The sequence below is a fragment of the Brevibacterium sp. LAARM3_SD1 genome, assembly GCF_057364765.1.
The window spans coordinates 137,389-154,316 of sequence record NZ_JBNFOL010000002.1; the positions used below are offsets into that span (position 1 = coordinate 137,389).

Consider the following 16,928-nt stretch of genomic DNA (forward strand, 5'->3'; position numbering starts at 1 on the left):
GATTTCGATACACCGCCGGAGTCCGACGAGTCAGATCCAACGGCGCCAGACGCTCCCGACCCGTATGACAGTTCAGACGCGTTCGAGGACGAAGCACCCGAGTACGGCAGTTCCGACCCCAACTACCCATACCCGGGTCCGTATAACGAGTATGAAGGAAACTCAGGCGGACCAACTCAGTGCAACGATGGCACCGTTTCCAATTCGTCCGGCCAAGGAACCTGCAGTTGGCACGGTGGAGAGCGCTGAAAGCTCCTCCCGCTCTGCGTATCCCGCGGGTGGGATCGATACGCGTACCGATCCCACCTGCGGCCACTATTGAGACCAGCACCAAATGACCTGACAGAGGGAGTAGGACTGCCATGGCCAAGCTGACGAAGATGGTTTCCGCCATCGGTTCTCTCAAAGACCTCAACTCCGCCCGCGCTGAGTTCATGACGCGTCGAAGACCATCCCCGCCGAGGCTGCCTTCCCACCCGCAGACATCCGCCCGCCGGCCGATGATTCCCGTACCCTGATGCTTCGGGTGACGAATCCCGGAATCCCCGTCGAGGCGGCTCCGCAATCGACGAGCCAAGGTGGCACTTTCGCTGTCATCCACGCTCCCGCCGCCGGCGACTTCGCCGCAGCTCTTGTTTTCAATCCCTCCACTCAGGTCGAGGCAGGTCAGACGTTCGGCACCATCGCCGACGAGGGCGGCTGGCCGGTCGTCGTGGCGATGGCCGAGGAGTTCCTCGGCATCCGCATCGATCACATCGCGCAGCTGGAAGCAGACGCGCTCGGTCGCGTGATCGACGCACTCGGCGGCCTGCAGGTCTACAGCCGCGCAGCGTTCAGCGCCGGTGGTACTGATTTCGCCGAGGGGACGAACAACCTCGACGGAACAACATCGGCCATCTTCACTGCGGCGGGCCCGGTCGATGATGCCGGCTAGACGCGGACCCGCAACCAGCGTGCGGTCGTGCGTGCGCTCGTCCAAACTCTCAAGTCGGGTGGGTTGGTCAAGGACCCGAACAAGGGCGCAGCCGTGCTCGGACATTTCGCGTCCGGCATTCAACACAACGCGGAGCTGACCACGGGTGAACTCGTCAAGATCGCCAACAATCTCCGCACCCTGCAGACGGACGACATCGCGGTGGTCACCGTACCCACGAACTCACGTCGCGAGGACGACGGCACTGTCATCATCGACTTCGGCCCTGAGGCAGTGCCAGCGCTCAAGAAGACTTTGGCCAGCAACGACTCGCAGACTTCTTCCGATACCTCGTGTCGCTGGGATACTGAGTCTCTGGGTCTGCTCGCCGTCAATAGAGAGGGCTGCCCCAGCACCTCCCTCAGATCACCGCGCGTTCTCGCGCGTACCCGGTCGCCTGAGCGAAGACTTCGGCAACATGCAGCAGGAGCGCATCGCGGCCGGCCTCGGTGACCAGCTGCAGACCCACCGGCAGTCCCTCCGGCGTGAATCCGGCCGGCACGGACAGGCACGGCAACCCCGTGGCGGAGATCGTCGTCGCCGCCCGCATCCAATCGAGGTAGTTCGGGGTGGGCACTCCGGCCACCTCGGTGGGGAACTCGAGATCCGCGTCGAACGGTGCAACCTGCACCGCCGGGGTGATGAGCACGTCGTGGGTGGCGAAGAAGTCCCGCAGCGACGCCTGGAGCCGCGCCCGCGCGGCGTTCGCGGACCTGAAGTCGGTGAAGGTCAGCGCGGTGCCCTTGTCGACGTTCCACACCATCGCGTCCTTGATCTCACCCCGGTGGGCGTCGATGAGGTCCGCATAGGCGGTGGCGAAGTCGAAGGCCCTAGCGGTCTGGAAGACCTCCTCGGCGTCGCTGAGGTCCGGCACCGCGTCCTCGACGACGGCCCCGAGGTCGGCGAACGTCTGCGGATGCCCGGCGATGACGTCGAGCACCCGAGACTCGACGGGCAGGCCGAGCCCCAGGTCGGTGCTCCACCCCACCCGCACCCCGGCGAGGTTCTCCAACGCCGAGGCGGCCGGCTCGTCATAGCTGTCATCGACCGGCAGGGATCCCGGCACGGCGGGATGCGGGCCGGCGACCGCGCGCATGAGCAGGCGGATATCGGCGACGGTGCGGGCGAGGAACCCCTGACGTGACATCCACGTCCACGGATTGAGCGCGGAGACCACGGGGATCCGCCCGTGTGAGGGCCGGTACCCGATGAGGTTGCAGAAGGACCCGGGAGTGCGCAGGGATCCGCCGGTGTCGGAGCCGTCGCCGACCGGCTGGATGCCCGCCGCGATCGCCGCGGCCGCACCGCCGCTGCTGCCGCCCGCCGAGGTGGCCGGATCATAGGGGTTGCGCGTGGTCCCGAAGAGCGGGTTGAAGGTGTGGGAACCGGCGGCGAACTCCGGGACGTTGGTCTTGCCGGTCGAGTTCACGCCCGCCGCCTGCAGCCGGTCGATGAGGACGGCGCTGGCGGTGGGCACATTGTCCTTGAACAGCGGAGAGCCGAAGGTCGTGCGGATGCCCGCGGTGGGAATGCTGTCCTTGTGGGTGAGCGGCACCCCGAAGAGCGGGGGCAGCTCACGCCCCTCGGCCTGGGCGGCGACGACCTGTGCGTCGGCGGCCGCGGCGCGTTCTCTCGCGGCCTCGTCGACCCGTGTCACGACCGCATTGATCGCCGGGTTGACGGCGTCGATGCGCCCGAGGTGCTCCTCGAGGGCTTCGGACGGCGACAGCTGCCCCGTGCGGATCGCGGTCGTGAGTTCGGTGAGGTCGAGATCGGCGTATGCGGTCATGGCAGGCCCTTCCTGTGCGGGTTCGCGTCGCTTGTGATAAGTCTGCGTCCCTCCGCCCCATTCGCAGTACACCGGACGGAACTTCGGCGAAATCGGTCACGGATGTGGCCGAATCACGCATCCGCGCCGTGCAGGCCCACTGCGGCCGGGGAAACACACATAATGTGACCCAAGTCTCACGGCCTGCGAACCGGACCGTGAGCGCCGTGACCGCACACACGAGGAGACACGATGCCCGCACCCTCACCGTCGGATCCGCACGCTTCGGGCGAGGCGATCACCGCCTCGGCGCCGGAATCCGTCGCTCCCTACAGAACCGACCAGCCGCGGATGGGGCTGGTCTTCCGCAGCCTCGAGGCGGTCGAGCGGGTGGGCAACCTGCTGCCCCACCCGTTCTGGCTGTTCTGGATCCTCGCGGCCGTCCTCGGCGTGATCAGTGCGATCCTCGCCGCGGCCGGCGTCGAGGTGGCCCTGCCGGGATCCGACGAGACCGTCGCCGTCAAGAGCCTGCTCTCCGTCGAGGGCGCCGTCATGGCGGTGGATACGGCGATGGAGAACTTCGCCGGGTTCGCTCCCCTGCCCGTCGTCGTCAGCGTCATCATCGGTGTGGCCGTGGCCGAACGCAGCGGTGTCCTCGATGCTCTGCTGCGGCTGACGATCGTGCGCCTGCCCGCCCGCTGGGTGACCTTCGCGGTCGCGTTCACGGCGATGATCTCCCACGTCATGTTCGATGCCTCGTTCATCGTCCTCCTCCCCTTGGCCGCTCTCGCGTTCAAGGCGGTCGGCCGGTCCCCGGTCCTCGGCATCGTCGTGGCCTACGCCTCGATCTCCGCCGGCTACAACGCCTCTCCCCTGGTCACCCCGTCCGATGCGATCATCTCCTCGCTGACGACCGCGGCTGCGCAGATCGTCGACGCCGAGTATGTCGTGACACCGCTGGCGAACTACTTCTGGGCGATCGCGTCCTCGGTGATCCTCGCGATCACCGTGACCCTCGTCGTCGAACTCGTGCTCGCCAAGCGTCCGGGCCTCGATGCGGACGTCGATCCGGCCACGGTCGAGGAGGACGCCCGCCTCGACCTCACCGCGGTGGAGAAGAAGGGACTGCTGGCCGCCTCGGCGACGCTGCTCGTCCTCGCCCTCGTCATCGTCGCCGTCCTCGCACCGGCGAACTCACCGTTCCGCGGTGAGGACGGCGGCATCGTCGACTCGGTGATACTCGCGAACATCGCCGTGATCATCGGGTTCGCGTTTATGCTCATCGGCGTCGTCCACGGCCGCATCACCGGCACCATCCCGAACCTGCGGGCGGTCCCGGACGCCATGGCCGGCGGCATGGGAACCCTGGCACCGGTGCTCGTCCTCTTCTTCGCGATCTCCCAGTTCCTCGCCTACTTCAAGTGGACGGGCATCGGTTCGGTCCTCGCCGTCGGTGGCGCCGATGTGCTGCGCGGATCGGGGATGCCTCCGCTGGTCATCCTGCTCGCGATCATCGTCCTCGTCTCGGGCCTCAACCTCATCGTCACCTCGGGGTCGGCGATGTGGTCGATCCTCGCTCCTGTGCTCGTGCCCATGCTCATGTACATCGACATCCCGCCGGAGACCACGCAGCTCGTCTTCCGCATCGCCGATTCGTGCACGAACGCGGTCACCCCGATGAGCGGGTACTTCGTGCTCGCTCTGGGCATGATGCAGCGGTATCGGAAGGATGCGGGCATCGGCACGTTCATGTCCTTCACGATCCCCCTGGCCTTGGTGATGCTCGCCGTGTGGATCGCCCTCTTCATCGTCTGGTACCTTCTCGGCCTGCCGATCGGACCGGGAGTCGGCATCCGCTGACAACCCGGGCACCTGCGCACGACTCAGTAGAGGCTGCGGCCCCTCCGGTCCGTATCGCGCAGGTGCCCGCTGCGTTTGGCCGCCGCCACGAGGTGGGCGGACTCGAGAGCACGCACGCCGGTGGTCCATTCCGGGGAGGAGATGAGGGCATGGATCTCGTCGACGCTGCGGCCGACGACGTGGGCGAGCAGCGTGTCGTCGCTGCCGAGCGCCACGAGGTACCTCACCGCACTGCCCCGCAGCAGGCTGTCGATGGCCTGGGCGGAGCTGCCCGGCACGCAGTCGAGGCGCACGATCGCCTCCTGGGAGAAGCCGAGGGCGTCCGGTTCGACGACGACGCGCAGCCGGGAGTAGTGGTTGTCCTCGAGCCATGCCAGGCGCCTGCGCACCGTGTTCTCTGATAGGCGGGTGCGCGCGGCGAGCTCGGCCGTCGGCGTTCTGCCGTCGGCCACGAGCAGGCGCAGCAGCTCTCGGTCCTGCGCTGAGATGTCGGGGTCGACGCTGACGACGGGGAACCCGGTGCGCCCGGCCGTGTGGCCGAGTCTCGCCTGCTCATCGGGGGTGAGGATGTCGGGAATCCATTCGCGCACGGAGCGCAGAACCCGACTGGCCCGGTGGACTTGCAGGTCCGCGAGGCCCGGGGTGGCGGGCAGCTCGTCGAGGAGGAGCCTCTCGAGGCTTTCGTCGTCGACGCGCAGCTCCGCGAGCACCGGCCACTGACCGGTCAGGGCGTAGGCGAAGACGCAGTCGGGTCGACCGGCGAGGGACCGCAGGACCGTGCGCGTGGTGTTGATGACCGGACGTCCGAAGGCGAGCGCGGTCCGGGTGGGCCCGTTGACGCCGACGACCCTGATGGTTCCGGCTGCGATGAGATCCGTGCCGCGTCGCGTGACCGAGCGAGCGGGTTCGCCGATGGCGTCGGCGATCATCGCCCAGGTGGCGCGGGGGCGGACCTGCAGGGCGGAGATGATCCGCCTGTCCAAGGTCGGGAGTCTGCCGCCCCCGGAGCCGTCGTCCCGTTCGCCCAGTCGTTGTGCCATGACGCGATTCTACGGTTGTGATCGATGACTGACCGCGCCGAGGTGGCATATAGGCGCCCGCGCAAGTAACACTACCTAGGCCATTGCTGTTGTAGCGGTCACACTGATCGGAGCGATCGCCCCGAACCCGAACCGGTGCGATCACCGCAGCCAGCCACACCATGACAGCCTCCCCTACAGGAGCGCGGAGGAACCGAAGGAGCTGCCCCCATGACAGAAACTCCTGGGATCACAGGTCATTGGGACATCGACCCCTCACATTCTCGACTGGGATTCTCCACACGCCACGCCATGGTCTCGCGTGTGCGCGGAGCGTTCAACGATGTGTCCGGTTCCGCCGACATCGCCGAGGACCTCGCCGACTCGAATGCCGAGGTCATCATTCAGACCGCGAGCGTCGACACCCGCAGCGAGGGCCGCGACGAGCACCTGCGCTCGGCAGACTTCTTCGACGCCGACGCCTACCCGGAGATCCGCTTCGCCTCCTCCGCCATCGACGAGGTCGACGAGGGCTCCTACATCGTCACCGGTGGTCTGACGATCCGTGACATGACGAAGACCGTCTCCGTCCTGCTCGAGCTCATCGGTGTGGACACCGACCCGTTCGGCAACCTGCGCGCCGGCCTCGAGGGCTCGCGTCGCATCGACCGCAAGGACTGGGGGGTGACCTGGAATACGAAGCTCGATTCCGGCGGCGTGCTCGTCAGCGACAAGATCACGCTCGAGTTCGAGCTCTCCCTCATCAAGAATCTCGACGAGGCGGCCCCCGCCGATTCGTCCGAGACCACAGGTGAGAATGAGGCCTCCACCGAGGCACCGGAACCCGTCACCGACGCGGCCCCGGTTCGCGAGGCCGACACCGCAGTCCCGCAGGCTGCCGCGCCTGTGACCGATGCTCCGGAATCAGCCCCTGCTCCGGAAACCGCTCCGCCAGCGCCCGAGGCGCCCAAATCTCCGGAGTCGGTGACCCCGACGCCGGTAGCAGACGAGACTGCCCCTCCCGCTCCGAAGTCGCCGGAGAACGCGGCGTCGGTGCCCCCGAATGCAGAACCGGCCGCACGGAGTTCCCTCCCCCCGCCACCGGTCAAGCCGGCCGAAACTCACGCTGACAAGCCGGCCGAGAAGGCACCAGAGACCAAGCAGCCGGGCGACCAGTCGTCCGGAAGCACGTTCGGGAAGCTCTTCGGCCTCCGCCGAGCCCAGCGCACGTCCGCTGACTTCAGCGGCCCAGCACAGCAGTCCTCACCGCGGGTGAGATCGGTACATGATCCGATCTCACCCGCGGCTATTATTGGGACCATTACCGTGTGACCTGACAGAGGGAGTGGGACTGCCATGGCCAAGCTGACGAAGATGGTCTCTGCCATCGGTTCTCTCAAGGACCTCAACGCCGCCCGTGCCGAGTTCGATGACGCGTCGAAGACCATCCCCGCCGAGGCGGCTTTCCCGCCCGCAGATATCCGCCCAGCGGCGGACGATTCCCGCACTCTGATGCTTCGGGTGACGAATCCCGGAAACCTCGCCGAGGCGGCCCCACAGGTATCGAGCCAAGGTGACACGTTCGCGGTCATCCACGTTCCCGCCGGCAATGACTTCGCCGCAGCTCTTGTTCTCAATCCCTCCACTCAGATTGAGGCCGGTCAGACTTTCGCCACCATTGCCGACGAGGGCGGGTGGCCGGTTGTCGTCGCCATGGTCGAAGAGTTCCTCGGCATTCGCATCGATCACATCGCACAGCTGGAATCGGACGCGCTCGGGCGGGTCATCGACGAGCTCGATGGTCTGCAGGTCTACAGCCGCGTTGCGTTCAGCGCGGACGGTACCGACTTCGTCGAGGGGACGAACAACCTCGACGGAGCAACGTCGGCAATCTTCACTGCGTCTGACCCCGTCGATGATGCCGGCCAGACGCGAACCCGTAATCAGCGTGCGGTCGTGCGCGCCCTCGTTCAAGGATTGAAGTCAGGCGGGTTGGTCAAGGATCCGAACAAGGGCGCGGCCGTACTCGGACATTTCGCTTCCGGGATTCAGCACAACGCCGAACTGACCACAAGTGAACTCGTTAAGATCGCCAACAATCTCAGGACCCTGCAGACGGACGACATAGCGGTGGTAACCGTGCCCTCGAACTCGCGTCGGGAGGACGACGGCACAGTCATCATCGACTTCGACCCCGAGGCGGTGCCAGCGCTCAAGAACGCATTGACCAGCAACGAGCTCGCCGACTTCCTCCGCTACCTCGTCTCCCTGGGGTATTAGAAGATCGCACCGGTCTATCCGCGCACCGATCCCCCGGGTAGAGCTGCTGCACTGGTTGTCGCGTAACCCAAGTCGAGGGATCCGCGTCGTTCCCAGTAGTCAGTTGCGGAATCCAGGATCGTGATGAAGCAGCGAGAGGCTCTGGACCATGACTCGGTAGTTACCGTGCGCAGAGAGCGGACTCCCAAACTGACTCGATCGCCTGGCCGAAGCCCGTACACGGCCCAGTAGCTGGTGTCCGAGTCGAACCCGATCTTATGAGCGACAAGGGTCTCCCCATTTACCTGGACTTCGAAGCGCATATAGTCAGTGCCTCTGGAGTTGACGTAGTTGCTGCGCAGGCCGAAGGTGAGGACGCCGGAGTTCTCGTCCGACCATGTCACTACTCGTCTGGCGAATGCTCCGACTCCAAGCTCTTCCGCTGGAATCTTGATTTCACCCTGCGGGCAATCGACCGTGTGGTTGTCGGAGTCCATTGACAGTGGCCCCGCCGACAACGGGTGATCATGACTGTCGCCGGCTCGTCCGATCCAAGGTGGAACCGCGGCTGCTATCGACTTCGCCTCGGTGAGAGACTTCCGCAGGACAGTGTTCTGCTTGTAGAGGTTGTTCCGGTTGTTGATTCCAGGAAAATTCAGCTCGGGCCAGTTCCGGTCGATAAGTTCAGTGAACATGATTCCGGAACGTCGTTCGTCCTCAGGTCCGGCGAGCCCGAGTTCGACGATGGCTCGCATGTTCATCGGCGAGATCGAGTCGAAAGCCGGGTCGGTTTCGTTGTAGATCTCGGCCAGCCACCGCCCCATCCGGATCTCCCAATAGAACATATCTGAGGCCACGAAGTCGTGCAGCGCATTCGGGTAGCCAAAGTGTTTCAGTGTCTCATCGAGCTTCGCCTGGTAATCACGGATCTCCGCCTCGTTGAGGTCGGCGCTCTTCAGACGCGAGGACATCAGGCCCTTCACCAGGTCGATCGGATCCCTCTGCTTGGTCGATCCGTAGTACGAACGGATCGTCTCTTGAGTGTTGCCCCTGAAGTGCAGCCCCGTGCTGTTTCCGAAATTCTCGACATAGCGAGCAACGAGCCAACGACCGTGTTCGACAAGAGAGTTCTTATCAGCAATTGCTTTGTCTTCTTCGGTGAACCTTGTGCCTTCACCGTGCACGATCGGCACGTGGTTGACGTGCGCAAGCGCAAGCACTTGCTGGGAGAGGTCTCGATCCATCTGCATGGCCTGCGCCCAATTGCCGGTCCCATTGTTGGTGAAATAGGTGAATGCATCGACCTTCTCTCTGTGCGCACGCAGTGCGGCGACAACCACCCTGGAGTCGAGACCTCCGGACAAGGACACAAAGAACCGGTCAGTGCTCTGGGCGAAGGCACTCATCTGCCCCAGCCACAGACGGTTGATCTCCGTTGCGCGTTCCTCAAAGCTCATTCCGTTGAAGCGATTCCGTTCCCGAGGGAAGTAGCGAAAAGTGCGCTTTGATTCGAGCTCGAGCACATGGTTCGGGAGCAGGGCTCTAATCGTCGGATACGGTGTTTCATCCCAGGCGAACGATAGAGGCAGCGACGCCCATGACCGAGCTGCTTTCAGATCGTCAGAACCGCGAGGCACGGCACGGACCAATGAGGCGAGCAGATGTGCGTGCGTAGAGAAAGCTTGGCGGTTCTCGTCGTAGTAAATAGTCCGAGTGCCGTGTGCATCGTGAAAAACACGGTAGAGGCCATCGACCTCGACGATGATTGCGTAGCGCCCGCCAAGGTAGTCCAGAGCGTCGAGGAAGTGCTCCTGGCTTGTAGTCAGTTCAGCATGCAGAGTCTCGGCGATAACCTCCAAGTCAGCAGTCGCCCCGGCCTGATCGGAGTCAGGAGGGACAAATGCTGCTGTCCCAACCACCAACACCGAAGCTGATTCTGACCGGGCGATGGCCGGCGTGCGCTCACTGTCGAACCAAATGGAAAGTTCGCCAAAGCTCAGATGTTCGAAACGCTCCGGAGGGCCCTCCCACTCAGAAGTCTCCAGCGACTGGTGGTAAGCGAGAAAACCTCGCGGATATATGGACAAAAGTGAAGTCATACAAACATTTTAATAACAACCACAACTAAACACTCACAACGCAACAGACAATCAAGCCGTTATACTAAAATTCATGTTTCATTCACCTTGTGTTGGCTGATCCAGACAACCACTCCCGACGCAGCTGCCGAAACCCCGCAGACGCGAGTTGCTTCTAATACACGACCGTGATTTCAGATAGCCGAGCGGAACATACACGCAAGCCATAAGGCGCGCCACTAAACCAAGAAGCGAACAACACGTGCCCGTCACCCGAGCGTCGTCGAACACTTATGAAGCAACACATTCAATCCTTCACAGTCGAACCGTCTGTCGAGGCACGAAATACTCACACATATCAATTCGTCCTCCAGGGAGTATTTTGATGCCATAAAAATAAGTGGAAAAGTCTAGTCGAGACAATACCATAAAACTGATCGTGACAAACATCCCAAACCTGCCGAGAACACTGAAAAACCGCGGACAAAACTAATCCATCAGATCAATTCTCAATTTAGTGAATCATTTGCCCACCGGGGTCATAGCCGACAGTAAATATTGGCAAAGCTCCATTTGCACACCGACACTCGCGGTTCTAAGGTAAGCTGTTCTTGAGCCGAGGTCAGTTGATCAGCAACCTCAACTCGACCCCGTCGCAGAACGCATAACCAAGGGACTCCAATGAAACTGCTCATGCGCGCTGCGAAGCATCCGCTAGTACCCGTCGGGCCAGCAGAGACACTTCGCAATGACACCATAGGTCACAACAGTGGCAATCTACTTTTTGCGGCAGCAACTCATGCCCTCCTAGGCACTCGCTCAACGCAAACTGACACACGAGCAAGCTTCAAAGGCAAGGACCTGGCAGCTAGAGTTAACGACGAGTACGACGGAGTCGTAATACCCTTAGCCAACTGCTTCAGACCTGCATTTAAGAATGAATTAGATAATTTAACCCAGTTCATAAGTGAACTAAAAATACCGTTCGCGATGCTCAGCGGTGGAGCTCAGGTTGAGTTCGGCGATAGCGACTTTTCCTCTCTCGCTTCAATTTCTGATTCCGTGAAATCATTCTGCAAGACGGTACTAGACCATTCGACTCATGTTACAGTTCGAGGCGAAGCCACAAAACGGTATCTCAATAGCCTGGGAATCAGCCAAGTCAAGGTCATTGGCTGCCCATCGCTTACACGAATGGGTCCAGATTTCAGAATTGATACCGCCCCCAATAATTTCGGAAAACACATCGCCTACAACGTAGAAACTTCCAAAGAAATTATGGGCGAACTAATTGAGAGGCTCTCCGAGTCAGGATCGGAGCTCAATTATTTTCCACAAGACATCAAAACGCTGGAAACAATGTTCTGGTCCCGCGACACCTATTCGGAATCAAAAAAGAGCCTCCAACCGATATTCCTGAAGCATCCGCATTTCACGAATCGACAAGTCGAATTCTACCTCGACGCGGCACCATGGATAGCGCGAATGCGGAGCTTCGACATGGCCATTGGTCCGAGAATCCACGGTGCAGTGTCTGCAATTTCTGCAGGAACCCCAGCACTATTGATCGCACACGACCTAAGGACCCAGGAACTCGCCGAGTACCACAGGATTCCATTCATTAGACCGGCGGATCTAGCAACAATCCAAAGCCCAGAAGACATCTGGGAGCGCTTAGACTATTCAGACTTCAATGCTCATCGCCAACAACAAGTTCAGACAGTCGTTCGCCATCTGGAAGACAATGGATTTACGACTACGCTTTCCGAAGGGATGGATACTGACCGCGCAGCATACTTTGAAACAGTTTCTAGTGTCAGCTACGACCCACCGGTCGAAGCTCCAGCTATGGACCTAAATGACGCACGGTTTGCAGAACTGAGACGCAAAGCAATCTCTCTGACAGCCCAGGTACGGGATCTTGATAGACGGATTCAGTCTATTTCCAAATAGTCCAAAGCCAAATAGAGAGTTGCAGACCCGTGACAGATCCAGCCGAAGACCATCAAGTAGTAAATGAGCCCGCAACCTCGGCTCTCTTGGAGATCCTTACACAACAAACCGAGGTCCTCAAAACTCAAGAGCGCTTACTTCGACGGCACGAGAAGAATCAGAAAGAACTGCTAGACATGGTGGCGCGCCTCCAGAAAGATCTGCGCAAGATGTCTGAGTTGCCCGAGGACCGGGCAGATATTCTTGACTACTTCGCAAGCGCGGCTTTAGCTCCAACGCTCGACGCGGTTTGGAACTTCCTAAGCAGTTCACAGCTGAGCTTGGAATCAACGCTCGAGCGCCTTGCCAACTCCAACGACTCCTTCACCAGGCTCGGAGACGGAGAGTTCAAGCTGATGTTGAGCCCCTGGCGCAATCTGGCCTTTCAAACTAACAGCTTTGAACTCATCGAAGCACTTGAACGAACAGCAGCATCCAAAGATCCCAACTTGTTGGTTGGTCTGCCTCAGTTCATGAGAAACACCAACTATTTAAAACTATGGCCTAAGATATGGGGACGCCTCCGTACACTGGTTCATGACGAACAGACTTATGGCAACAGTCATGTATCTCGGCCACTAGCCTTCAAATTCTTAGGCGAAACAGCGGTTGAGCTATGGCGACAAGTCTGGCGCAATAGATCTATCAGCGTGATTACAGGTAAGGGATCGAGGTTCGATATAGTACCGGCTCTGTTCGACTCCGCCTCTACTATCGAGCGAATAGATTCAACGGCCACTAATGCATTTTCCGATATTGAAAGAATAATCGAGATCGCCAGCACGAAAGACTCGGATATATTCCTTATTTCACTGGGGCCGGCTGGCACCGTCCTTTCCCGCCTGCTTTCACAAAATGGCCGCAGAGCCCTTGATATTGGGCACCTCAGCGGCGCGTATCTCAATATTTTCGAAGGGTTCACGGTCCCGGAGAAAACTCCACTGAGTCGCTAGTCAAACACCGATTACGCCTACGCGGTTCTCGTGGACGCTCCGCCTACTGTCCACTGATAGAAACCTCTGCGCCGGCCAGTTCGCAGAATGCTGGTCTAAGAAACCAGTCCGCGGCCGAGTGAATCGCACGCTTATGACTTCCACCACACATTCAATATTGCACCTTACTAGACTCGGTCGACGCGCCCTTGAATGAAGATAAAGCCGGATCAGAATCGTCCTGCCGATGCTACGATGACTAGTGGAATGTCCCACGTGTACTAGTACTGGAGCCATCACACCAATGACCGCCAAGTCCAACATTGCTAGAGTTCTTCGGAGGCTTGGCCTCGATGCTGTAGTTGACTCCAAACGAGTCCGTGAAGCCGTTGGTGCGCCAATTTACACACGACATAAGACTGCTGAACAACCCTATTCCGCAGCCGATGCCTTCGCCGGCCCTCAGCTGACAGTTGTTGTTCCGGCCTATAATGTTTCTAATTATCTTCAAGAGTGCTTGGAATCCATTCTCGGGCAGTCATATCCGAATCTTGACGTCGTCGTAGTTAACGACGGATCAACCGATGGAACTGCAGCGATTGCCGACGAATATGCTCGAAAGCACAAACGTGTTCGTGTCATCCACAAACAGAATGAAGGGTTAGGTGCAGCGCGCAATACCGGCCTGCGGCACTCTACAAATGAGTTCATTACATTTGTAGACTCCGATGACACAATCCCTCCCGGAACCTATGAGCGCGCCATGAGTTCGCTACGGCATACGGGTTCCGATGTGTGCATTAGTTCTGTTGCTAGGTTTGACAGCAAGAACAGATGGCTCCCGTTCTGGGTCCATTTAGCCCATGATCAACAACGGCTCGGAATTGCGGGAAAAGACTTTCCAGCGATCATGTGGGATGTATTCGCTTGGAATAAAGTGTACCGTCGAAGTGCTTGGGATCGCCTAGTCGGATCCTTTCCCGAAGGTACCCTATATGAGGATCAAGAATGCACGGCTAAGCTGTTCGTCGGAGGAGCCAAGCTAGACATTCTCAAGGAAGTTGGTTATAGCTGGCGACTGCGTGAAGATAACTCCTCGATTACACAGCAAAAGACCAATATTGCAGATCTTAAGCAACGTCTTGCTGTAGCGTTCGAAGTTAGAAATATTATCGGAAGTTCGAATGAAGAGTACTTAAGCTACTGGTACGCGAAGACTCTCGGGGAGGATCTCTATTACTACATCCGCGAAGTTCCCCGCGCCGATCCTGAGTTCTTTGATTTACTTTCGGACGGTGCACTAACCCTATGGAACGAAGCTCCAGCGTCTACATTTGACTCGATCGATCCGATTCGGCGCCTACTTGCTTATTATGTTGGGCATCGTAGCCGTACTGACCTCCACCAACTTCTCGTACGGCTTGAACAGACCAAAAACGCATACCGTGGTCGAGTTGAGGGGAAAGAGCTAAAGTTTTCGGTCGAGGATGCTGATGCTCGAGAGTTCGAAGTACCCGAGGATTTGCAAAGCGTGACCGCAAGTACGCTCAAGCCCCGGGTTGAACTTACGTCGTATTCGACAGATTCTAATGGTAATGTCAACTTTGCCGGATACGGGTATCTCCCGAACTTTGATGTTGAGTATGGTTACTCAGCTGATCTTTTCGATCCTGGTTCACAGGCAATCGTATCCACACTGGAGGTAAAACGCACAAAGGGGCCGGTACCCACCCGCCTCTCGAATGATTACAATAACTTCCACGATCGCCGATTTGAACTAACAATACCCAAATACGTAATCGATGAGATCGCAGATCACTCGGAGTCCCCACAAAGTTTGGATTTGCAGCTGAGACTGCACCTCCATCTTTCCGAGTTCACGTGGACGGAATCTGCAGTACGAAGAGAGCCGTTCTCATCAGCCGGGTACCCGGTCGCATCGAACATGACGGACCGCGGAGCGCGTCTCGCAATACAGGGAGACCCTCGCGAGACGACCAGAGTTATTGTCCTTAAACCCAAGGTTATTGCCAGCAAGATCCAGGTCACACAGGAATCACTGCATGTTCAGATTGGCCTGCAAAGCACTGTTGGCTTCCAGCCACATCATGTATCGAATGCTGATAGTGATCTCGTCCTGGCCGTGTCGGCAGGCTCGACGGAGATAGCTCGAAGCGCAGCAACACGCGTTGGTGACTTCTTAGATTTCAACGTGATGCTACCTCGTACTCCGATCTCGAAATCGAAGAACATTGAACAGTTCCAGTTGCACGTCGCTTCAAATTCCGGCATGAGGTGGGCTCTTGCCATTGACCGCAATCAAGCTTCGCGACGGAGAGATAAAGGCTTCTCTATCAGCCTAACCGGGTTCGGCTACGCTGTACTCAACAGAGCACATCAAGCCGCAACTGTGGATGAGGTCGACCTTGCAACAGACGGCCATTCGGTTCGTTTCGTCGGTACATTTACCATAGAACCCAGTGTTGCAAGGGCCGTAACTCCCACATTCGCCCTGGTCGGTGCTAAGACCGTCGTATACCCTTCGACGACTACTGCCGACCAGCTGTCCGGCACTTTCGATGTTGAGTTCTCTCTGATCGACTCCAACGGAGAGGCTTCGCTAGTTGGAGACCGCTACGTGCTCCAATTGCTTCTGGCGACGGGGAAGCCTCACCCACCTTCGGCATGGGTCAGCGCATCGTATGGTGTGGAGGATTCGTCGCCCCGCCAAATATTGACACCAACTAGTCTGGTTACAGTCAACACCATCGGCACTAGTCGGTCAGTCAGGATTGACGTCGACCAACCTCTTAGTCCGAACACTGAAGCTGGCGCATGGAACCAAGCTCAGAATTCGCAAGTTTTCGTCGCGCCAGCTCGACTGTTGAACCCTTCGTCAGTCCTTTTTGAGAGTTTTTCAGGAAACGCGATTGCTGACTCCCCTCTAGCCCTCGACACAGAAATAAGCGAAGAATACCCTGAAGTCACGCGATTTTGGACTGTAAGGAACCCACTAACTAAAGTTCCCCAAGGTGCGATCCCAGTGACTTTTGGAAGCAGGGAATGGTTTGAGGCCGCAAGCACTGCTAACGTCCTGATCAATAACAATAATTTCCCGTATTTCTTCCGTAAACTGCCTGAGCAATTTTACATTCAAACTTGGCATGGCACACCGCTCAAAAAGATCGGTAGGCACGTACCCGCAAAGAGTCTGTCCCTAAACTACCGGCAGCTGATGAACCGCGAGGCCGAATCCTACTGGAACTTGTTGCTAGCGCAGTCCGAATGGGCAGGAGATACTCTCAAGGACGCATTCGGGTATAACGGAGCTGTTCTCGCTACAGGCTACCCTCGGAATGATGTCTTGGCACAGAGCGGTGTAGTGGAGACTTTAAGAGACGAGACTAGACGACGTCTAGGAATCCATCCGAGTCAACGAGTAGTTTTGTATGCGCCAACCTGGCGAGACAACCTCAAGGAATCTTCCGGTCACTATAGTTCTGTTGACTTTCTCAATGTGAACTCCGCCGCGAAGGAACTTGGTCAATCAACTTCTATCCTTTATCGCGGACACTCGAACGCACTGAATGCTGCTCCGAAGCTATTCGCAGACTCTGTCATCGATGTGAGCCGTCATCCAGATATCAATGAACTTATTGCCGCTTCGGATGTTCTTATTACCGACTATTCGTCAATTATGTTCGACTACGTCGTCACGGGTAAGCCAATAATATTCCTTTGCCCGGATCTTGATAGTTATCGTGATTCCGTACGCGGATTCTACTTCGACTTTGAAATATCATCACCCGGGCCAATAGTCCATTCGGCTTCAGAAGCCATCGAAATCCTTAAGTCCGAGAACCTGTTTTCCGTGGAATCGACGGAACGCTATAACAGTTTTGTGAAGAAATTCGCGAGCCTAGATGATGGCGGGGCCGCGCACCGGGTCATTCAAGAGGTCAGTAACCTTTTTAGCTAATTTCTCAACTTATATCTCTTCTTAAAATGCGACATGACTGACCAGATATCAGATTTCACATAGACGCT

At 58.7% G+C, this 16,928-nt stretch carries 10 protein-coding genes; 7 read left to right on the forward strand and 3 right to left on the reverse strand.

The window, feature by feature from the left end; all coding sequences use genetic code 11:
• Positions 1-526: 526 nt before the first annotated feature.
• Positions 527-934: an LCP family glycopolymer transferase gene (locus AC2W7L_RS01675; RefSeq protein ID WP_486002981.1), complete on the forward strand. Its 408-nt coding sequence runs from the start codon at positions 527-529 to the stop codon at positions 932-934.
• Positions 935-1,334: 400 nt separating this feature from the next.
• On the opposite strand, the gene AC2W7L_RS01680 is transcribed toward AC2W7L_RS01675, so the two are convergent.
• A complete protein-coding gene (locus tag AC2W7L_RS01680; protein WP_486002982.1) occupies positions 1,335-2,762 on the reverse strand; it encodes an amidase in 1,428 nt (475 codons plus the stop codon).
• Positions 2,763-2,993: 231 nt separating this feature from the next.
• Between AC2W7L_RS01680 and AC2W7L_RS01685 the strand changes: the two genes are divergently transcribed.
• Entirely contained in the window at positions 2,994-4,601 is a 1,608-nt protein-coding gene (locus AC2W7L_RS01685) for an AbgT family transporter (protein WP_486002983.1), read from the forward strand.
• Between the two features lie 23 nt (positions 4,602-4,624).
• On the opposite strand, the gene AC2W7L_RS01690 is transcribed toward AC2W7L_RS01685, so the two are convergent.
• Positions 4,625-5,641 carry an Lrp/AsnC family transcriptional regulator gene (locus AC2W7L_RS01690; protein ID WP_486002984.1) on the reverse strand — a complete coding sequence of 339 codons (1,017 nt, stop codon included), beginning with the start codon at positions 5,639-5,641 and terminating at the stop codon, positions 4,625-4,627.
• A gap of 210 nt (positions 5,642-5,851) precedes the next feature.
• Here AC2W7L_RS01690 and AC2W7L_RS01695 point away from each other — a divergent pair, with 210 nt between their 5' ends.
• Both AC2W7L_RS01695 and AC2W7L_RS01700 read left to right on the forward strand, forming a co-directional pair.
• Entirely contained in the window at positions 5,852-6,952 is a 1,101-nt protein-coding gene (locus tag AC2W7L_RS01695; protein ID WP_486002985.1) for a YceI family protein, read from the forward strand.
• Between the two features lie 24 nt (positions 6,953-6,976).
• A complete protein-coding gene (locus AC2W7L_RS01700) occupies positions 6,977-7,900 on the forward strand; it encodes an LCP family protein (protein ID WP_486002986.1) in 924 nt (307 codons plus the stop codon).
• Between the two features lie 14 nt (positions 7,901-7,914).
• On the opposite strand, the gene AC2W7L_RS01705 is transcribed toward AC2W7L_RS01700, so the two are convergent.
• Entirely contained in the window at positions 7,915-9,978 is a 2,064-nt protein-coding gene (locus AC2W7L_RS01705; protein WP_486002987.1) for a hypothetical protein, read from the reverse strand.
• Positions 9,979-10,638: 660 nt separating this feature from the next.
• On the opposite strand from AC2W7L_RS01705, the gene AC2W7L_RS01710 reads away from it, so the two are divergent.
• From AC2W7L_RS01710 to AC2W7L_RS01720, 3 genes are all read left to right on the forward strand, one after another.
• Positions 10,639-11,910 carry a polysaccharide pyruvyl transferase family protein gene (locus AC2W7L_RS01710; RefSeq protein WP_486002988.1) on the forward strand — a complete coding sequence of 424 codons (1,272 nt, stop codon included), beginning with the start codon at positions 10,639-10,641 and terminating at the stop codon, positions 11,908-11,910.
• A gap of 29 nt (positions 11,911-11,939) precedes the next feature.
• Positions 11,940-12,902, forward strand: coding sequence for a GT-D fold domain-containing glycosyltransferase (locus AC2W7L_RS01715; RefSeq protein WP_486002989.1), 963 nt, complete (start codon positions 11,940-11,942; stop codon positions 12,900-12,902).
• Positions 12,903-13,185: 283 nt separating this feature from the next.
• On the forward strand, positions 13,186-16,860 hold the full coding sequence (locus AC2W7L_RS01720; protein ID WP_486002990.1) for a bifunctional glycosyltransferase/CDP-glycerol:glycerophosphate glycerophosphotransferase: 3,675 nt from the start codon (positions 13,186-13,188) through the stop codon (positions 16,858-16,860).
• Positions 16,861-16,928: the final 68 nt, after the last annotated feature.